This window comes from Pseudohalioglobus lutimaris, assembly GCF_002866825.1.
GTDB classification, from domain to species: domain Bacteria; phylum Pseudomonadota; class Gammaproteobacteria; order Pseudomonadales; family Halieaceae; genus Halioglobus; species Halioglobus lutimaris.
Genome location: NZ_PKUS01000001.1, coordinates 421,472 through 441,939, shown reverse-complemented (window position 1 = coordinate 441,939; position 20,468 = coordinate 421,472). Strand labels below are relative to the sequence as shown.

Genomic DNA, 20,468 nt, shown 5'->3' with positions numbered 1-20,468 from the left:
ATCTATTCGTTCTGATCAGAGCCCCAGGCCTGAGACCCCTGAGTCAACAACACCTGTTGCCGACTGCAATGCCGGCGCCAGAAAACGCAGCATGGATTACTTTATGTGCGCGAGAATCCCGTCCAGCTCGTCAAGGGAAGAGTAAGCAAGCACCAACTTACCTTTCCCCTTGGCAGAGTGCTGAATCTGCACTTTGGTACCCAGTCGCTGGGACAGGTCGTCCTGCAGGTGGCGGATATTGGGGTCGAGGGTGGGAGCGGCTTTCGGCTTTTCCTTTGCCTCGAGCAAATGACGTACCAACGCCTCAGTCTGTCGAACCGACATGCCCTTGGCCACTACCTGGCCGGCAGCATGGGATTGGTCCCCCGCCTCCAGGCCAAGTAGCGCACGCGCATGCCCCATCTCCAGGTCGCCGTGCTCCACCAGCCTGCGCACGTCTTCCTGCAGGCTCATCAGGCGCAACAGGTTGGTGACGGTAGAGCGGGACTTGCCGACCGCATCGGCCACTTCCTGCTGGGTGAGGTCGAACTCCTGCTGCAGACGCTGCAGGGCCACAGCTTCCTCAATCGGGTTGAGGTCTTCGCGTTGTATGTTCTCGATCAGCGCCATGGCGATCGCAGCCTCGTCGGGCACATCACGAATCACGGCGGGAATCGTGTCAAGGCCCGCCAGCTGAGTTGCACGCCAGCGGCGTTCACCGGCGATAATCTCGTATTTCCGGTCGGAGATAGGACGCACCACGATCGGTTGCATCACCCCCTGGGCCTTTATGCTGTTGGCCAACTCCTGCAGCGACTCGGGCTCCATGTCCCTGCGCGGCTGATATTTGCCGCGCTGGATCAGGTCGATAGCCAGCTCCTTGAGCAGGTTGCCCGGGTCAGCGGCGGCCTGGGCCACTGTCGACTCGGACGCCTCGGCGGCCTCATTGGCTTTCGCACTGGCTCCCAGTAGCGCGTCCAGACCCCGTCCCAGCGAACGCTTTTTGGTGGACATTCTAGCTCTCCATTACTCTGTAATTCCGGCGACAGCCTCGCCCCGCTGCGAGGCCAGCTTTTCCTCTCGTCGGATGATTTCACCGGCCAGTGCCATGTAGGCCTTGGAGCCACGCGAGTACTTATCGTAATACATTGCAGGCACCCCATGGCTGGGGGCCTCGGCAAGCCGCACGTTCCGCGGCACCACCGTGCGGTAGACCTTGCTGCCAAAGTGGCTGTGCAGCTGGTTCGAAACCTCGTTGGTGAGGCTGTTGCGGGGGTCGTACATGGTACGCAGGATGCCTTCAATCTGCAGGTCGGCATTCACCGAGTCGGCTATCCTGCTGATAGTGCGCATCAGATCGGAGAGCCCCTCCAAGGCGAAGTACTCGCATTGCATGGTAATAATCACCCCATCCGCAGCAACCAGTGCGTTCAGGGTCAGCATATTCAGTGAGGGCGGGCAGTCGATCAGGACATAGTCGTACGCTGCTGATGCCTCAATCAGCGCAGCACGCAGACGGCGTTCCTTGTGATCGACATCGATCAGCTCCACTTCAGCGGCGGTAAGGTCGCTATTGGAGGGCAACACATCAAAGTTGCTCTCTCCGGCACGGCAGATCACCTCCGTCACTGGCGCCCGGTGTACCAGAACGTCATAGATGCTGCGCTCTATTGCGTACTTGTCTATCCCGCTGCCCATGGTGGCATTGCCCTGGGGGTCCAGGTCCACAAGCAGCACCCGCTGCTTCATGGCCGCCAGGGATGCAGCGAGGTTCACGCAGGTCGTGGTCTTTCCGACCCCGCCTTTCTGGTTCGCAATTGCTATGATTCTTGCCACAATGTCCCCTGGTTCAAGTTTACGCGCCTGATTCAGCGCAGTGTCAGATCTACCAGGTGGCGCTGCTCGTCCAGCCCCGGCACCTGCAATTCGTGCACGGCCCGCAGGTGGCAGTCACCTGCCACCGCCGCCAACTCCTGCTCAGGAAAGGCGCCTTTCATGGCGAGGAAGTGGCCCCCCTCCGCGAGGAGATGGCGACAACCTGCAACCATGTCTTCCAACGAAGCAAAGGCCCGCGAGAGAACGGCGTCAAAGGGCACTTCACTATGGAAGGATTCCACCCGCGCCTGGTGAACAGTCATATTATCCAAGCCCAGCGCAGTTTTCACCTGAAACAGGAAGCGGGTCTTCTTGCCGTTGCTGTCGAGCAGGTGAAACTCACGCTGGGGAAACAGCACCGCCATGGGCACACCGGGCATACCGCCTCCCGTACCCACATCTATCAGGCGCTGGCCCTGCAAGTGCGGTGCAATTGCCAGGCTGTCCAGCAGGTGTCGTGTAATCATTTGCGCAGGTTCGCGCACGGCCGTCAGGTTGTAGGCCCGGTTCCATTTGATCAGCAGCTCCAGGTACCCAAGCAAGGCCGCCTGGGTGGCATCATCGCTGCCAACACCCAGCGCCTCGCAGCCTCTGGCCAACTGACTTTGCAGCGCGTCGTTCAAGTCAGGCCAGCTGAATTCGATCGTCAGTGATGAGTTTACCCAGCTCACCGCGCTTCTTCAGGTAAATCAGCAACAGCGAAACGGCTGCCGGGGTGACCCCGGGGATGCGGCCCGCCCTGGCAAGGGTAAGGGGGCGTGCGTCCGCAAGCTTGTGTTTGACCTCATTGGAGAGTCCGTCAACCTGCAGGTAGTCCAGGTCCGCAGGCAGCGCTGTATCCTCGTAGCGTCGCAGCCGGTCGATCTCGCCCTGCTGGCGGTCAATATACCCTGCGTATTTGGCCTGAATCGCCACCTGCTGTGCCGCCTGCTCATCGGCCTCGGGTTCGCCCTTCAGGCTGGCGATATCTGCATAATCCAGCTCTGGTCTCTTGAGCAGGTCTGCCAGGGAGTACTCCCGGGTCAGTGGGCTGTTCAGTTTGCCCGCCAACGTCTGCGCCTCACTGCTACCCGGCTGGATCCAGGTACTGGCCAGTCGAGCACGCTCCTGTTCGATCGCCTCGCGTTTTTGGTCAAATCGCTGCCAGCGCGCATCATCTACCAGCCCCAGCTTGCGCCCCCGCTCGGTCAGTCGCAGGTCGGCATTGTCCTCGCGCAACAGCAGGCGGTGTTCAGCGCGCGATGTGAACATGCGGTAAGGCTCTATGGTGCCCATGGTAATCAGGTCGTCGACGAGCACACCGATATATGCTTCATCGCGACGCGGGCACCAGGCATCATCACCTTTTACTGCCAGCGCTGCATTGAGGCCGGCGAGCAGCCCCTGTGCCGCCGCCTCCTCATAGCCCGTGGTGCCATTAATCTGACCGGCAAAATACAGGCCGGGCAGGGCTTTGGTTTCCAGCGAATAATCAAGGTCACGCGGATCAAAAAAGTCGTACTCAATGGCATAGCCGGGGCGGGTTATATGGGCGTTTTCGAAGCCCTTTATAGAATGCACCAGGTCAACCTGCACATCGAAAGGCAGACTGGTGGAAATCCCATTGGGGTAAAGCTCCGGCGTAGACAGGCCCTCAGGCTCGATGAACACCTGGTGAGAGGCCTTGTCAGCAAACCGGTGTATTTTGTCCTCAACGCTGGGGCAATAACGCGGGCCCACGCCCTCAATTACCCCTGAGAACAACGGCGAACGGTCCAGACCTGCGCGGATGATGTCGTGGGTGCGCTCGTTGGTGTGGGTAATCCAGCAGCAACGTTGCTCGGGATGCTCGGCCGCGCTACCCATAAAAGACATGACAGGCATGGGCTCATCGCCCCACTGCTCTTCCAGCTCACTGAAATCAACGCTGCGAGCATCAATACGTGGCGGAGTACCTGTCTTGAGTCGCTCTACGCGGAAGGGAAGCTCGCGCAGCCGCGTCGCCAGCGCAATAGAGGGGGGATCTCCGGCGCGACCACCAGCGCTGTTCTCCAGGCCGATATGCAACTTGCCGCCCAGAAAGGTACCCGTGGTGAGCACCACCCGCGGCGCCCTGAAAATCACGCCCATCTGCGTGATGGCACCGGCGACGACACCATTCTCGATCAGCAGGTCATCGACTGGCTGCTGGAAGATGCTGAGATTTTCCTGACGCTCCAGGATCTCACGGATAGCGTTTCGATAGAGCACACGGTCGGCCTGTGCACGGGTTGCGCGCACGGCCGGGCCTTTACGTGAATTGAGGATGCGAAACTGTATTCCTGCGCGGTCTGTGGCGCGGCCCATGGCACCGCCCAGCGCGTCCACTTCCTTCACCAGATGGCTCTTGCCAATACCGCCTATGGCAGGATTGCAGGACATCTGTCCCAGCGTATCCACGCTGTGAGTGAGCAGTAGCGTACGACAGCCCATGCGAGCCGCCGCCAGGCAGGCTTCGGTTCCAGCGTGGCCTCCGCCTACCACGATCACATCGAACTGTTGCTTGAATTCCACAGGGTAGCCTCGCTGGCCCGCTCCATTTCAGGGAGCGCGATTATACGTGCGAGAGCGCTGGTGTACAAAAAATGTTCGATGGGAAAATTGCCGGGGCACTGCACTTGGACAAGCCGCGGCCGCCTTGTGTAAAGTGGCCGCTGCTTCGAGCCGACCCGCTCGCTCTTTTCTCGCACAAGGTATTTTTCTTATGGATTGGCTACTGGCATTTCTTGCTCTTTTCAACCTGGTGTCGATGATCACCGTGTTCACCCCCAGGGCCATACCCAGGAAAGCAGTACCGTGGGCGACTTTCGGCACCGCTCTGCTGGCCACCGAGCTGGCATGGATATGGCTGCCTTTACAGGCCCTGCTGGCATTGTTGTTTTGCCTGGGGGGGGCACTGGACTCCACGCTTGGCAACCTCGCCCTGATCGTATTGCTGATCACCTGGCCTGGGCTGGTCTGGTCGATGTGGAAATCCACCAAGGCTGAGGAAACAGTGGAATCAGCGCTCGCTAGCGGTTTGGGCCCGGATTACCGCGAGCAGGTAACGGATGGCCGGCGCGATCAATTCCGGGAAACCATCAGCTTCAGCGACTGGAGCAACCCTGTAGGCTTTGGGCATCCCGACGTGGACGTCATCAAACACATTCCCTACGGACCAGCGGGCGTGCGTCAACAGCTGGATATCTACCGGCCGCGCGTAATTCCCGAGGGCGGCTGCCCGGTTGTGCTGCAGATTCACGGTGGTGCCTGGGTAATGGGTGACAAAGGCAGCCAGGCGCTGCCACTTATGTACCACCTGGCTGCGCGCGGCTGGATCTGTGTCGCTGCCAACTATCGCCTGAGCCCCAGCGTATCATTCCCCACCCACCTTACCGACTGTAAAAAGGCGCTGTGCTGGATACGCGAAAATGGCGAGGAATATGGGATGAACACGGATTTCGTCGCTGTGACGGGCGGCTCCGCCGGCGGCCATCTCACAGCACTTATGGGTCTGACGGCAAATCGTCCGGAGCTGCAGCAGGAAAACCCGGATACCGATACGTCACTGCAGGCAGCGGTTCCCTTTTATGGCGTCTACGACTTCCTGGTGCGCTATGACCAGCATCCCAATAGAAGCGTTTATCAAAAATTCCTCAACGGCAAAGTCCTGCACGAAACAGTGGAGGACAACCCGGAGCTGTGGGACCTCGCTTCACCCGTTGCCCAGGTGCACGAAGATGCGCCGCCCTTCCTTATTTTCCACGGCACCCATGACACCCTTGCCGCGCTCAGGGATGCGCAGGTATTTGCCGAAAAGCTGAGGGCGGTATCTGCAGAGCCTGTGGTCTATGTTGAAATGCCCGGTGCCGAGCATGCCTGGGAAATCTTCCATTCGATGCGCACCGAGCACACCATCAATGGCGTGCACCGTTTCCTGGAATGGGCGCTGGCAAAGCACAGAGCGAAGCAGGCGGATGACGCGCCGGCAGAGGCCTGATTGCACCCGCGCCGCGCGTCTGCTGAAACTCAGGCGTCTTGCGCAACGATAACCCGGCGATCACACCACTCGATCAGGTCTGCATAGACCTGATCGCGCTCCGGTTCGTTAAAAATCTCGTGGTATAGCCCCGGGTATAGCTTTAGCGTTTTGTCCTCTGAGCGCGCGGCATCATGGATAAACCGGGAGCCGCCAGGGGCCGTCATAACATCAGCCTCACCATGCATGACCAGCAGCGGCAGAGTGATCTCTCCGGCCCGCTCCTGTATTTGCCGCATGCCCTTGAAAAGTTCCGAGACAAAGCGTGCGGACATCTTGCCGTGATTGATCAGCGGGTCTTCGCAGTAAGCCCTTACTACCTCTGTATCCCTGCTGACACCTGCCGGGTCCAGTTGCAGAACCCCCAGTTTGGGGGCCAGGCGCGAGAGCAGGCGAATGGTCAGTGTCTGGAAAAAGCCGGGCTCCAGATCGGTCTTGATCGCCGGTCCGGAGAGCGCACAGCCGGCAAATTTATTCTGGTGTTCCAATAGAAAGCAGGCGCTGATCAGCCCGCCCATGCTGTGCCCCAGCAACACCATGGGAAGCCCCGGAAACGCCTCCGCAACCCTGTCGCGAAAAATCGCCAGGGTGTCCAGATGGTGCTGCAGGCTCTCCATGTGGCCATAGGTACCGTCGGACTTACCGTGACCAATATGGTCAATCGCGGCCACGGCATAATCATGCGCACAGCAGTGCTGCGCCAATGACGCATAGCGAGCGCTGTGTTCTCCGGCCCCATGGACTATCAGGACCACGGCCTTGGGCGGCGTCTCTGGCGTCCAGGTCTGGTAATAAATAGAGTGGCCCGCTGCTCCCTCGAAACTGCCATCCTGGTGCTCCATCGGTGTACTCCCTGCCTCTTCGCTACAAGGCATTGCTGATCGTTATTGTCCTCCCGCGGGATCGCGGTAGGCTCAGGATAGAACATGTATTCCGCCCATACCACGGCGCAGGCAGGTGACATGACTTCGAAGGAGACATCACGGGTCCTTTTTACGGCCCTTGTCAGAGTCCAGCGATGTTAGGTAGCATGCAATGACTTGAGCAAATAATAAACACCATGGAGTCAGCTGATGTCTGAATATCATATGGTACCCCCCTTGCTTGGCTTTGCCGGTCTGGTTATCGCCTTTATCATTTATCACATTATGATTCGCCACAATCACGGCGATGGCGTGGTCAAAAAGATCGGCGACCAGATTCACCTGGGCGCTATGGTGTTCATGCAGCGTGAGTACAAGATGCTGGCCCTGTTCTCCGCAGCGCTGCTGGCTTGTATCGTGGTCTCTCCACTGGGCGTGAACACCGCCATCTCGTTCCTGGTCGGCGCCCTGTCTTCGGCCATCGCCGGTTTTCTCGGGATGTTTGCGGCTACCAAGGCCAACGTTCGCACAGCGGTAGCCGCACACAATCACGGCCAGGACCTTGCCCTGTCCATCTCTTTCTACGGTGGCTCAATCATGGGGCTGTGCGTCGCCTCACTGGGCCTGGTCGGGCTGGGCAGCGTTTACTGGTACTTTGGTGGCGACCCACACACCGCCCACGCTATCCATGGCTTCGGAATGGGGGCCTCGGTCGTGGCACTGTTTTCCAGGGTCGGTGGCGGCATATTTACCAAGAGCGCAGACGTCGGTGCAGACCTGGTTGGTAAGATTGAAGCGGGTATCCCCGAGGATGACCCGCGTAACCCGGGCGTTATCGCCGACAATGTGGGTGACAATGTAGGTGACATCGCCGGCATGGGTTCGGATATTTTCGAGTCATACTGCGGCTCGATGATAGCCTGCATTGCAATTGCCTCGACTATGGCCATCGATAGCGGGGTACAGAGCGCGATGATGTTCCTGCCGCTCTGCCTGGCCAGCATCGGTCTGGTGGCCTCAGTGGCCGGCATCATCATCGTACGCGCTCGCAGCAACGCCGCGCCGGAAACCGCACTGCGCACCGGAACGCTGGCAGCACCAGTGGTGTTTGCGGCAATGGCATGGTTGCTGATTCAGGGCATGGGCCTGGAGGTCAATATCTGGTGGTCAGTAGTTTGCGGCGCAGTGGGCGGCGTGCTGATCGGCCTGATCACGGAGTATTACACTGGCTCCACCCCGGTTAAGAAGATCGCCAAGTCCGGAGAAACCGGGCCTGCCACGGTAATGATCACGGGCCTGGCCGTGGGAATGCAGTCGGTAGTCCTGCCCATTCTGTTCCTCGCTGCGATCATATATGTGTCCACCTCCTTGTCTGGCTTGTACGGTGTGGGTATCGCCGCTGTCGGCATGCTGGCCACGGTTGGCATCACCATGGCCATCGATGCCTATGGGCCGGTAGCTGACAATGCTGGGGGTATCGCAGAAATGGCCGGCATGGGCGAGGAGACCCGAAAAATCACCGACGGACTTGACGAGGTCGGCAATACCACTGCCGCTATCGGTAAAGGCTTCGCCATCGGCGCGGCGGCCCTCGCTGCCCTCGCTATCATTGCCGCCTTCGTCGAAACGGTGGAATTGAACAATCCCGGCTTTAGCCTGGAGATTTCCGAGCCCATCGTGCTTGTGGGTATGTTCATTGGCGGCACCGTGCCCTTTTTGATCGCGTCAATCACCATGACCGCTGTTGGCGAGGCTGCGTTCGACATGATCACGGAGATTCGCCGCCAGTTTCGCGAGATACCCGGGCTCCTGGAGGGCACCGCAGAACCGGATACCGCCCGCTGCGTGGACATTGCCACATCGGCCGCGCTGCGCCGCATGATCCTGCCCGGGGCGATTGCCGTGGTCACTCCGGTCGTAGTTGGTTTCGGGCTCGGTGCTCAGGCACTGGGCGGCATGCTGGGGGGCGCACTTCTCGGCTGTGTGCTGATGGCATTAATGATGGCGAACGCCGGGGGTGCCTGGGACAACGCAAAGAAGTATGTAGAAAAGGGCAACCTGGGCGGCAAGGGCTCCGATACTCACTCTGCCACCGTCGTCGGTGACACCGTGGGCGACCCGTTCAAAGATACCTCCGGCCCCTCTATGAATATCCTGATCAATGTGATGGCCATCGTCAGCCTGGTTATTGCACCCATGCTCTAGGACGTGTGGCGGGAATACCCGCCGCAAAGACCATCCCAGGGAAACAGGTCCACGGTTTAGCGCAGGCCGGCAGCAAGTTGGTCAGGCCAGTACCGCGCGGCTGATCAACTCTTTCATAATCTCGCTGGTGCCGCCGTAGATGCGTTGCACCCGCGCATCTACAAATGCACGGGAGACGCCGTACTCACGCATATAGCCATACCCGCCATAAAGCTGCAGGCAACCATCGGCGACCTCACCTTGCATCTCTGTGCTGGCAAGTTTGGCCATGCTGACTGTTGCCGCATCCAGCTCGCCGCGCAGGTAGAGCTGTGTGCACTCAAGGACGAAAGCGCGATTGACGCGCACTTTTGTCGCCAGCTCTGCCAACTTGAAGCGCGTGTTCTGCAGTGCCGCGATGGGCGCACCAAAAGCCTGGCGCTGCTTGCAGTAAGCCACGGCCTCAGTCATCACCCCCTCGGCTGCAGCGACAGCTCCCAATGCAAGAACCAGGCGCTCACGCGGCAGTTCCTTCATCAGTACAGCGAAGCCACCATCCAACTCACCCAGCAAGGCGCTGGCCGGCAAACGCACATCTTCGAAGAAAAGTTCTGAGGTGTCGCTCGCGTGGAGCCCGATCTTTTCCAGGTTACGGCCCCGTGAAAACCCGGGAGTGTCCCTGTCTACCAGAAACAGGCTGCTACCTTTTGCGCCCGACACTTCCAGGTTGGTGCGGGCCACGACAATAACAACATCACAGTGCTGGCCGTTGGTGATAAACGTCTTCGAACCGTTGAGCACCCACTCATCGCCTTCCCGTTTTGCGGTGGTCCGCACACCCTGCAGGTCACTGCCCGCCCCGGGTTCCGTCATGGCGACTGCACCCACACATTCACCGCTGGCAAAGCCAGGCAGGTACTTGCGCTTCTGCTCTTCGCAGCCGTTGTTCAATATATAATGGGCAACGATGTCCGAGTGCACAGTGATTGGACCACCCAGGGCACCAAAGTTGGCCCGACTGAACTCCTCCAGAACCACCATGGAGAAAGGGAAAGTTGCACCGGCGCCACCGTATTCATCCGGCAGGTCGACGCAAAGCAGGCCCTGCTCTCCCAGTTTATTCCACATTTCCCGGGGGAATATTTCATCCCTCTCCCACTGCTCATAATGGGGAGCGATTTCACGCTCGATGAAGCGCCTTACGTTTTCACGGAACAGTTCCAGTTCTTCGTTCATTCTCTTTACCCGGTATATAAGTGAGCACAACAACAACGGTCGCACCGCGTACTGCCAACGCACAGAAGCGCACTAAACGGTATGACCTTATCTTTCTTTCACAATGGCAGCCCAGCCGCCATCCGAAACATGCGCCAGACCCAATCTGTCCAGTTTCGCCAGGGCATCAGATATATCGAAGTCAAAGCTGCATTGCCAATGCTGAACGAACCAGCGCTCAATCTGCTCATCCAGCTCCCTTGCTGAGCACGGCCGCGAGAACTTGAGTAAAAAGCTGTAAGCCAGAAGCGCTTCCTTACACTCTGACTCCTCGGCCTCGTCCAGCACACGAAAAAGCACACCGGCATTATTATCCAGCAGCTTAAAGTACAGGTTTTCGGTCAGGGCCTGGGTAAAGCGCAGCTTACGATTCCGAAAACTGGAATACTGTTTCCACAGATAGCCTGCGATCGTGCCGAAGCCGGCGAGTAGTGCCAGTACCGCAGCCTTGTCCAGTTCCACTGGCTCGGCCCTTACGCCCAGCCAGAAGCCCACCAGCGAGCCCAGGAGAACCAACGTGGCACCGAGCTTGGTTGTCATCACCACACCACCACTGACCACGGCGGGCACACCTATCATCAGTTTATCGACCAGCCGCATACCTACCCGCGTATTGGGAAAAAGCATCTCCAGGTCAGCGCCAGGCACGTTCTGAAACAGCTTGAGCATGGTCGATCCCGGCTGGCAGCCACCCAGCGTACTTTCCGCGTCAACGTCATCGCGAAAACGGATGAACAAAACAACGCGCTCGAAGTTCATAAACTGCACACGTTGCCGACGCAGGCCAAAGAAACTCTTCACTTCTTCTTCCCGCGGGGTGGCGCCGCGGGTGAACAGCAGGGCCTCCTCAAACTCTTCCAGGTCAACATAGAGCTTAAGATCGAACAACGACGCGGTGGCGAAGGCGTGTTGCAGTTGTTCGGGAGACACCTTTTCATAGTTGGCCCTGTCCAACACCTGCGCCAGCTTTGAGCCCAGGCGATTGACCGCGTTCTCATCCCGGAACTGCGCTACCGCCCGGGTATCTGCGTCGGGATCAAGTGGACCATAGGCATGCTTCAGCTGTTGCTTGATGTCGTGGAACTCGCGTTGAAAGTGCAGCTCTATCAGTTCACTGGCCGACTCCAGAGCAGCAAGCAGGTCTGGCTCTGCCGTAAGCTCCGCGCGGCACATCTGCACCACATCTGCACGCCGAAAGGGAATAAAGCGTAATCTGGGGATATCTGGCATGGTTGGTCGGCTTCCTTGGCCAGGCGAATTGGGCTGCTGTTAATGTAAAGCAGCGTGCAGGCAGTTTGCACTGATTTTGCGCGCCATAAAAGCGTAAATAAAGTGGTGCTTTAATTCTCTTGGGCTATACTCGGTCACTCGATTTGAACACAAAGTCGCCGTAAACAAGAGGTTTGTAGTCCATGCAGTTCACTGATCAACACAACGAGATTCGCCGTACTGTTCAGCAATTTGTGGAGAAGGAGGTCAACCCCTACGTGGATGAATGGGAAGAGGCAGGTATCTTCCCGGCGCACAAAGTCTTCAAGAAAGCGGGGGACCTCGGCCTGCTGGGTATTAACAAACCCGAGAAATACGGGGGCATGGGCCTTGATTATGGTTATGCAATGGTCGCCATGGAGGAATGGGGGCTGACCGCCTGCGGGTCTATCCCCATGGCAATCGGCGTGCAAACCGATATGGCGACACCCGCCCTGGCACGCTTCGGTTCCGAGGAGCTGTGCCAACAGTTCCTGGCCCCGGCGATAGCCGGAGACATGGTCTGCAGTATTGGCGTTAGCGAGCCCCATGCCGGCTCGGATGTCGCGGCGATTAAAACCACGGCGCGCAAGCGCGGTGACGACTACGTGATCAACGGCACCAAGATGTGGATAACCAATTCTACCCAGGCAGATTACATTGTTGTGCTGGCCAACACCTCCGATGACCAGAAGCACCAGAACAAGTCTCTGATCATCGTGCCCACCAACACCCCCGGGTTCTCACACTCAGAGCGCCTGAACAAACTGGGAATGCGCTGCTCAGACACTGCACAGCTATTTTTTGATGATGTAGTCGTACCCCAGTCCTATCGTATAGGCGAAGAAGGCAAAGGCTTCCAGATGCAGATGATGCAGTTCCAGGAGGAGCGACTCGCCGGTGCCGCCATGACGATCAAGGGTCTCGAGCTGTGCATTTCCCATACCATCGAATACACCAGCCAGCGTGAGGCTTTCGGCAAGCCGTTGATCGATATGCAATACATCAATATGAGACTGGCCGAGATGCAGATGGAAGTAGAAGCCCTGCGCGCCATGTGCTACCAGGCCTGCGAGGTACTGGTAGATGGGGGAGACCCAACCCTGCTGGCCTCCTATGCCAAACTGAAGGCGGGCCAGCTTACCCGCACGCTGCCCTCTGACTGCCTGCAGTTCTGGGGCGGTATGGGCTTTATGTGGGACAACCCGGTGGGCCGTGCCATGCGTGACATGCGGCTCACCTCCATCGGCGGCGGCGCCGATGAGGTTATGCTCAACATTATCGGTAAACGCATGGGATTGGTGGCGAAATAAAGCGGGCTGCAGGAAGAGCGGGTGTCAGAGTCCCATTTGCCGCACCGCCAGGTCGCGCATGATTTCCTCTGACCCGCCGCCTATCGCAAACACTTTAACCTCGCGGTAAATACGCTCGATGGGGTTGCCACGCAGGTAACCCGCGCCGCCGAAAATCTGCATTGCCTCCGACGCGCAGAACGCCAACGCCTTGGTTGCGGAGAATTTCGCTTTGCAGATTTCCGCAACCGGCATTGTGCCATTATTGATCTGCCAGCAGATCAGCTGCATATAAGCTTCAATCTGGTCAACCTTTGCCGACATGTCGGCAATCTTGTGGCGAATGACCTGGTGCTCCAGCAACGGCCTGCCAAAGGTGATGCGTTCCCGGGCATAGGCTATGGATTCCTCCAGGCAGGTTTTCATCATGCCTACAGCACCAGCGACCAGGGACAGCCGTTCAAAGTTAAAGTTTTCCATAATCGCGATGAAACCGCGATTCTCTTCCCCCATCAGATGGCTGGCTGGTACGCGACAGTTATCGAAATACAGCGTGGCCTGGTCCGATGCCCACCAGCCCATCTTGCGCTCCAACGGTGTGCGGCTGAAGCCGGTGTTGTCTGCGGCAACAAAAAACAGGGATATGCCCAGCAAGCCCTCGCCACCGGTGCGTGCTCCCACCACAAAATAGTCTCCTTTCATACCGCCGGTGATAAATGTCTTGGCGCCGTTTAGCACCCACTCCTCACCGTCACGCTCTGCCGTGGTTTGCATACTGGCCACATCTGAACCACCTCCAGGTTCAGTGATAGCCAGGCAGGAGCCTTTTCGCCCCAGCACGATATCTTCCAGTACCTGCGAGCGAATTTCTTCATTGGCCAGTCGCTCAATTGGACCAATGGAAATACCGCGCCCGCCGACACCCGCCCAGACGGCAGTGCCGCCCGCCCTGGCCATTTCTTCGGAGGCACTGGCCCGCATAAACGCGTCGTCAAAACCCAGGCCGCCGTATTGCTCCGAGACACCAAAACCGAAGTAGCCCATGGCACCCAGTTCCTCATGAATGCGCCAGGGAAAATCCCCGGCCTCATCCCACTCATCAACATAGGGCTTTATTTCACTATTAACGTAACGCCTTACGGTCTCGCGAAACGCCAGGCGCTCTTCGGTTTCAAATGGGTTCTGCATCGACTATCTCTGGTTCTACGGCAGCGGGACTGGGCTGAGTGCCTTGCCCGCTGCTCTAAATGAAAGAGCGAGAGCGCTCTCGTTATTCCTCTGCAGCTATCTCCAGCACAACCGCCGCGGATGCAATTTGCTCACCCTCCGAGGCATATACTGAGACCACTTCACCGGCGACCGGCGAGCACAGCCGGTGTTCCATTTTCATCGCCTCCATTACCGCGACATCCTGGCCGGCCTCAACCCGGTCGCCAACACTGACAAGAAGGCTCATGAGGTTACCGTGCATAGGCGCGACAATCGTCCCGCTGCCACCTGCGGCTTCATCGCCACGGGTGAAGGCGAGTGCATTGGTCATCGTGGCGACCATACCGCGCAACTGCACCTGGACCGTACCCCGTGCGGGAAGGCTGTACTGTGCAGTTAGCTGCACGCCGTCGCAACTTACACGAACGCTGCTTTTGTCCTCATCGACCCAGGACACCATCAGCAACTGATCGGCAATTTGTATCTGATAGTCGCCAGGCGACACCTCATCGAGATAGACATCAACGGCCTTGTCTTCCTCACCGAATTGGTAGTGGTTGCGCAGCGCGCGTGCACCGCTATAGCCTTCTATTCCCGGCAGTACCGAAACAGCGACAGAGCGCGACTCGCTGAGCGCTGCCCGATAGAGCAGGCTCGCAGCCAGGGCGAGATGCAGCGCGCTGGGTACGTTCTGCACGGGAGGCTGGTCTGTATAGTGTTCGGCAATGAACGCTGTGGTCGCACTGCCCTCGGCAAAGGCCGTTTTACCTAGCACATCGATCAGGAACTCCCGATTACTGGGTACCCCCAACAACGTGGTCGCCTGCAACGCTCGCAGCAGTCGTCGACGGGCTATATCCCGGTCTTCACCCCAGGCGATTATCTTGGCCACCATGGGATCGTAGAACGGGGAGATGTCCTGGCCTTCCAACAACCCGTGATCGATTCGTATGCCCTCTCCCCCTGCAGGTGACCAGACGCTGGCCGTACCGGTCGCAGGCAGGAAGTCATTGGCAGGATCTTCCGCATACAACCGCACCTCCATCGCATGCCCGGTGAGCGATACCTCCTCCTGCACCAGCGGTAGCGGGTAACCATGGGCAACCCGCAGTTGCATTGCGACAAGGTCCTGACCGGTAATCATTTCTGTCACCGGGTGCTCTACCTGCAACCGGGTATTCATTTCCAGGAAGTAAAAATTATTGTCCGCATCCAGCAGGAACTCCACCGTCCCGGCGCCAACGTAGTGAATACTTTTCGCCGCATTCACGGCTGCAGCGCCCATTGCCTCGCGCAGCGCTTCTGTCATCACCGGACAGGGAGCTTCCTCGACAACTTTCTGGTGTCGACGCTGTACCGAACAGTCGCGCTCGCCAAGGTGAATGACGTTCCCCTGCTCGTCACCAAATACCTGGATTTCAACATGGCGTGGTCGCAGGACGGCTTTCTCCAGAATCAACTCTGCACTGCCAAAGGCGTTTTCAGCCTCGGAGCGTGCAGATGCCAGGGCAACGGGCAGGTCATCCAGGGACTCCACCAGTCGCATACCGCGACCACCGCCACCCGCAGCCGCCTTCACCATGATTGGCACGCCGATGTCCCGCGCCGCACTCATCAGTGCCTCGTCTGACTGATCCTCGTCCTGGTAACCTGGGATGCAGGGCACGCCGGCATCGAGCATGCGCCGTTTGGAGGCCGCCTTGTTACCCATAACTTCGATGGCTTCGGGTGAGGGACCAATAAACACGATACCGGCCTTTGAGCAGGCCCGGGCAAATGCAGCGTTTTCAGACAGGAAGCCATAGCCGGGGTGTATCGCCTGGGCGCCTGTCAGTCTTGCCGCTTCCAGAACCTTGTCCATATCCAGATACGATTCGCGGACAGGGGCCGGGCCGATCATGACCGCCTCGTCTGCCATCTGCACATGGGGGGACCGGGCATCGGCCTCAGAGTAAACGGCGATAGTTCTATAGCCTTGCTGTTGTGCGCTGCGTAAGACCCGCAGCGCAATTTCCCCGCGATTGGCTACCAGAATGCTGTCAAATTGCTTCATAGGGGTTTTACCTTACGTGGTCCAAAATTGCGTCGCTCTCAAGATGTGTGCAAGCGCATACTTACTCGCTATACCATGCTGGGCTTCGTTTTTCCGCAAATGCTGCGAGACCCTCCCGGGCTTCATCGCCGAGCATACAATCAGCAAATCGTTCTGCAGCAAAGTTGACCAGGCTATCGCCATCCAGTCGCGTCGTCGCATTGATGATCTGCTTGGTTGCTGCTATCGCCTGCGGCGCCCCCCGGCGGGCGCGGCGCAACAGATCTTCAGCCTGCGCTTCCAGTGCCGCTGTATCATCGACCACATAGTGTGCAAAACCCAACCGGCCCGCTTCTTCACCATCGAAGGTCGCCGCAGTCAGCAACAACCGTCGCGCCTCGGAGGCGCCAATCCGCCCAATCACTACCGGGGTAATTTGCGCCGGCGGCAGGCCCAGGGTCACTTCGCTAAGGGCATACTTCGCATCACGAGTAGTAATCACAACATCGGCGAGACAAGAAAGCCCCAGGCCACCGGCCAGGGCTGCTCCCTCTATCAGCACAATAAAGAGCTGCGGCAATGCGTGAATGGCTTTCATCAGCCTACCGAAATCGGCATTCGCGGCGACTATGTCCTGGCGATTGCTGTCACCCTGAAAGACCGCCTTGAACAACTTCAAGTCGCCTCCAGCACAAAACACGCCGCCTTTCCCCCTCAACACGACAAACCGGATTGCACTTTCGGCTGGAAGCGCCTCCAGCACCGCAGCGAGGTCTGTGGTGACCTCGGCGGATAGCGCATTGCGAACCTCGGGCCGGTTAAACCAGATGGTCAGCGTGTCTGCTTCCTGGTGAAGAAGAATATTATCGACCTGGGGCAGCATTTCGTTCTCCTGTTGAAACGTCTTGTTTTTGTGGTTTCGCAATAATGGGCAGGCTGAGGTGCCTCACATACGACCCACTCCAAAGCTGTTGGGGCAGGTCTTGCGGTTGCGCGCCTCCCAACAGGTCTGCAGCGCAAAGCCGAGGACCTTGCGCGTATCCCGCGGGTCGATGATACCGTCGTCCAACATCCGCCCTGAGGTGTAGAAGGCATCAGATTGTTTATCGAAATGGGCAATGATTTTCGCTTCCTGCTCAGCGATAACCTCGTCAGGCACCTCAATGCCTTTACGAAGAGCGCCCGCCAGCATTACCTGCGACATGGTCTTTGCGGCTGACTCACCACCCATCACACCAATGTTGATATTCGGCCAACTGAACAGGAAGTCAGGGTCATACCCCTGCCCACACATGCCATAGTTACCCGCACCGAAACTGGCACCGATCATAAAAGTGATTCGCGGCACACGGGTGTTGGTCACGGCCTGGATCATTTTTGAACCATGCTTGATCATGCCGCCCTGTTCCATCTCCGTACCAACCATGTAGCCAGTGATATTCTGCAGGAACACCAGCGGTATATCGGATTGGTCGCAGAGCTGAATAAACTGGGCTGCCTTGGTCGCGCCATTGTTATCAATAGGCCCGTTATTGCCGATGATTCCTACTGGCATGCCGTAAACCCTGGCTTGCATGCACACGGTGGCAGCGCCATAGCCAGGCTTGAAATCGAGAATATCCGAACCATCGACAATCCGTGCTACCACTTCGTGCACATCATAGGGCTGTCTATAGTCTGCAGGGACTATCCCCGCCAACTCCTCAATATCGTAGTGCGGTTCGGCAAACTCCCTGGGTGGCAGCTGGGGGCACAGTCGATTCCAGTCGAGGCGCTCTATCAATTCCCGGCAGATGGCAATTCCATGGGCATCGTCTTCGGCCAGGTATTCCACCAGGCCGGTGACTTGCGAGTGCATCTTTGCCCCGCCCAGTTCTTCATCGTTCGCCTCTTCGCCTGTCGCCGCCTTGAGCAGGGCCGGACCCGCGAGGTAGGCCTTGCCATTGCCTTTCACTCCAATGACATAGTCGCTCATTCCAGGCATGTACGCGCCACCGGCCGCTGACGCACCGTGTAACACTACAAACGTGGGAACTCCCGCAGCGCTGAGTCGGGCCAGGCGAGCGAACACACCGCCGCCGTCCATCCACATCTCTACCTGGTATTCGAGCAGGTTGGCGCCGGCACTTTCCACCAGGTGGATAAACGGCAGTTTCTTCTCGCGGGCGATATCCATGGCCCGATTGGCCTTTTTGGTAGACAAAGCCGTCATGGCGCCGGCGTTTATGCCGGAGTCGTCCACCATGACCATACAGCGGGCCCCGCCTACATATCCGATGCCGACAATAGTGCTACAACCGGCCACCGAGGTATCCCGGTTATTATCGTCAACCAGGAAGCCGGCCATATTCATCAGTTCGACAAAGGGCATACCCGGATCCAGTACCCTGCTGAGTCGCTCCCGGGGTAGTAATTGCCCACGTCGCTCAAAGCGAGGCAGGCTCTTGTCAGAGAGAACTGCCGCGCGCTGCACAATATCTTCCAGGGTGCCGATTGCGCTAAGCATGTCCTTTCGATTCTTGGCGAAGGCCTCCGAACTCGGATTTACACTGGAGTGAAACTGGGTCATGGATTGGTCCTCAGAGGCTCTGGGTCACAGGGTTTGCAGGTTGAATTTGGCCGCCAGAGGACGTGGTATTTTCACCGCCTCCGTGAGCAGCAGCTGTGCATAACCCTTGCCCTGGGAGTCAGTGCGCAGGCTTGCAATGCCGCCGCCGCCCAGCACGTCATGCAACAGGAAGTTGAAACCATGGCATCCGGGCAAAAAGAAGCGCTCCACCGGGGTTTGTTGACCCGGCGCAAGAAAGTGACTGAAGTAATCTGCCACCCGCTGCGTGCTGAACTGGGCGGCGATATAAGGCACAAATTCAGGCTGGCGTGAAATGATGCCAATATTGGCCTTGTTACCCTTGTCACCGCTGCGACCCCACGCCAGGGACTCCAGTGCCACACTGACGGAATCTGGTTCAACATCCTTTTCAGTAGCTTCATGCCTGGGGTTTCCGGGTTTGTAAGCACTTACAATTTTATCTTCAAAGACCGTGGATCCCTCGCCCATAGCGATACTGATAGCAACCTGTTCACGCGGTATCAAAGTGGAAAAGAGTCTCACCACAGGTGACGGCTTGGGTCGCGCGCCAGCAAAGGCGGTCAATCCGGGTGGGGCAGTCAGGGCCATACCCACCATTTCTTTCAGCAGTACACCCACACCCCTGGGGCTGTCGTGCTTGACCGCAATCTTCACATCGACCTCACGCACATGGCCTACCCTGCGAGCCGCGCCGAAATGCGATTCCGCGCCAATGACTTCGACACAGGTCTCAGTAAAGTCGGGCAGGCCCATCTGTTGGAGGACGACACGGCACCTACGCAGTATGGAATCAGCGAAGCGCTCGGCCTTGATATCGGCGTCACGACCGTACATCGTCCAGATATTGCCGCCACGAAATCCGTCCGCATAGGTAGCACTGACTTTCAGGGTCTCAGGCGCACCCAGGCCCCGGGCACCGCGCAGCAATACTCGATCAGCGTCTGTTTTCTCCAGCGTGACCTGGCTGAAATCACAGACTACATCCGGCAGCAGATAAGCCTGGGGGTCACCAATTTCATAGAGCATCTGCTCTGCGACCGTGCCTACCGTTACCGCACCGCCAGATCCTGAGGGCTTGGTTATCGCCACGTCACCCGATACGCTTATTTCTGCCATGGGATAACCCGCTTCAGGCAGGCTGTCGATCACGGTTTCCCAGTCGGTATAGTTGCCACCTGTGGCCTGGGTTCCACACTCCAGTAGGTGGCCGGCAAGACTGCCCTGGGCCAGTTTGTCATACTCGCCCTGCTCCCAACCAAAAGCATGAATGCAGGCAGCAAGCGTTACCGCGCTGTCAACGCAGCGCCCGGTGATCACTATGTCAGCGCCCGCTGCCAGCGCCTGGGCAATGGGAAACGCGCCAAGATAGGCGTTAACGCTGGCAACCTTTTCTACTGCGGGAAATGACTCGCCGGAAAACATTTCAACGATATTCTCTGTGGCATACGACTCAAGTGACTTGCTCAGGTCGTCCCCGAGTACAACCGCGACCTCGAGAGACAAACCCTGCTCCCGAATCAGCGACCTGGCCGCCTCAGCACAAGCAAGCGGATTGACACCGCCGGCATTAGCGATCACTTTTACACCCTGCCCGGCTATCTGCTGCAAATTTGGCTTTAGCACCGCGGCAATAAAATCCGTGGCATAACCCATGTCCGGATCGGCCGCACGCGCCCGTGCCATGATCGACATTGTGATTTCGGCAAGGTAGTCGTAAACGATATAGTCCAACTGTTGCGTTGCCAGGAGTTGGGGTGTGGCCAGTGACGCGTCACCCCAGAATCCGGAGGCGCCGCCGATACAAATGCTATCTTTCATACTGTCATCCGCAATCCGGGAATCAGATTCATTGAAAACTATTGCGATACTATATTAATATTAAGTG

The 20,468-nt window shown here is 58.1% G+C and carries 15 protein-coding genes; 3 read left to right on the top strand and 12 right to left on the bottom strand.

Annotation, left to right across the window (positions count from 1 at the left end; genetic code table 11):
* Positions 1–96: 96 nt before the first annotated feature.
* The 4 genes from C0039_RS01915 to mnmG are packed head-to-tail and all read right to left on the bottom strand — an operon-like array spanning position 97 to position 4,386.
* Positions 97–993: a ParB/RepB/Spo0J family partition protein gene (locus tag C0039_RS01915; RefSeq protein WP_101517089.1), complete on the bottom strand. Its 897-nt coding sequence runs from the start codon at positions 991–993 to the stop codon at positions 97–99.
* A 12-nt stretch (positions 994–1,005) separates the two neighbouring features.
* Positions 1,006–1,815 (bottom strand): ParA family protein, encoded by an 810-nt coding sequence (locus tag C0039_RS01910; RefSeq protein ID WP_075999754.1) that lies wholly within the window; start codon positions 1,813–1,815, stop codon positions 1,006–1,008.
* A 32-nt stretch (positions 1,816–1,847) separates the two neighbouring features.
* On the bottom strand, positions 1,848–2,525 hold the full coding sequence (gene rsmG, locus C0039_RS01905) for a 16S rRNA (guanine(527)-N(7))-methyltransferase RsmG (protein WP_243391528.1): 678 nt from the start codon (positions 2,523–2,525) through the stop codon (positions 1,848–1,850).
* A complete protein-coding gene (gene mnmG, locus C0039_RS01900; RefSeq protein ID WP_101517087.1) occupies positions 2,479–4,386 on the bottom strand; it encodes a tRNA uridine-5-carboxymethylaminomethyl(34) synthesis enzyme MnmG in 1,908 nt (635 codons plus the stop codon). Before mnmG ends, rsmG begins: the two co-directional genes overlap by 47 nt.
* A gap of 190 nt (positions 4,387–4,576) precedes the next feature.
* On the opposite strand from mnmG, the gene C0039_RS01895 reads away from it, so the two are divergent.
* Positions 4,577–5,851, top strand: coding sequence for an alpha/beta hydrolase (locus tag C0039_RS01895; RefSeq protein ID WP_101517086.1), 1,275 nt, complete (start codon positions 4,577–4,579; stop codon positions 5,849–5,851).
* A gap of 29 nt (positions 5,852–5,880) precedes the next feature.
* Here the strand turns inward: C0039_RS01895 and C0039_RS01890 are convergent, their stop codons facing one another.
* Complete coding sequence (locus tag C0039_RS01890) at positions 5,881–6,732, bottom strand: alpha/beta hydrolase (protein WP_101517085.1); 852 nt, start codon at positions 6,730–6,732, stop codon at positions 5,881–5,883.
* A gap of 231 nt (positions 6,733–6,963) precedes the next feature.
* Here C0039_RS01890 and C0039_RS01885 point away from each other — a divergent pair, with 231 nt between their 5' ends.
* Positions 6,964–8,958, top strand: a complete 1,995-nt coding sequence (locus C0039_RS01885) for a sodium-translocating pyrophosphatase (RefSeq protein WP_075999749.1) — start codon at positions 6,964–6,966, stop codon at positions 8,956–8,958.
* A gap of 81 nt (positions 8,959–9,039) precedes the next feature.
* On the opposite strand, the gene C0039_RS01880 is transcribed toward C0039_RS01885, so the two are convergent.
* Positions 9,040–10,173, bottom strand: a complete 1,134-nt coding sequence (locus tag C0039_RS01880; RefSeq protein WP_075999748.1) for an acyl-CoA dehydrogenase family protein — start codon at positions 10,171–10,173, stop codon at positions 9,040–9,042.
* 87 nt (positions 10,174–10,260) lie between these two features.
* Positions 10,261–11,442, bottom strand: coding sequence for a TMEM143 family protein (locus C0039_RS01875; protein ID WP_101517084.1), 1,182 nt, complete (start codon positions 11,440–11,442; stop codon positions 10,261–10,263).
* Positions 11,443–11,624: 182 nt separating this feature from the next.
* Here C0039_RS01875 and C0039_RS01870 point away from each other — a divergent pair, with 182 nt between their 5' ends.
* Complete coding sequence (locus C0039_RS01870; protein ID WP_101517083.1) at positions 11,625–12,773, top strand: acyl-CoA dehydrogenase family protein; 1,149 nt, start codon at positions 11,625–11,627, stop codon at positions 12,771–12,773.
* Positions 12,774–12,797: 24 nt separating this feature from the next.
* On the opposite strand, the gene C0039_RS01865 is transcribed toward C0039_RS01870, so the two are convergent.
* From C0039_RS01865 to C0039_RS01845, 5 genes are all read right to left on the bottom strand, one after another.
* Entirely contained in the window at positions 12,798–13,940 is a 1,143-nt protein-coding gene (locus tag C0039_RS01865; RefSeq protein WP_101517082.1) for an acyl-CoA dehydrogenase family protein, read from the bottom strand.
* An 82-nt stretch (positions 13,941–14,022) separates the two neighbouring features.
* Positions 14,023–16,014 (bottom strand): acetyl-CoA carboxylase biotin carboxylase subunit, encoded by a 1,992-nt coding sequence (locus C0039_RS01860; RefSeq protein WP_101517081.1) that lies wholly within the window; start codon positions 16,012–16,014, stop codon positions 14,023–14,025.
* A gap of 61 nt (positions 16,015–16,075) precedes the next feature.
* Positions 16,076–16,876, bottom strand: a complete 801-nt coding sequence (locus C0039_RS01855; RefSeq protein WP_101517080.1) for an enoyl-CoA hydratase/isomerase family protein — start codon at positions 16,874–16,876, stop codon at positions 16,076–16,078.
* 63 nt (positions 16,877–16,939) lie between these two features.
* A complete protein-coding gene (locus tag C0039_RS01850) occupies positions 16,940–18,562 on the bottom strand; it encodes an acyl-CoA carboxylase subunit beta (protein ID WP_101517079.1) in 1,623 nt (540 codons plus the stop codon).
* 24 nt (positions 18,563–18,586) lie between these two features.
* Complete coding sequence (locus tag C0039_RS01845) at positions 18,587–20,401, bottom strand: acyclic terpene utilization AtuA family protein (RefSeq protein ID WP_101517078.1); 1,815 nt, start codon at positions 20,399–20,401, stop codon at positions 18,587–18,589.
* Between the last annotated feature and the right edge of the window lie 67 nt (positions 20,402–20,468).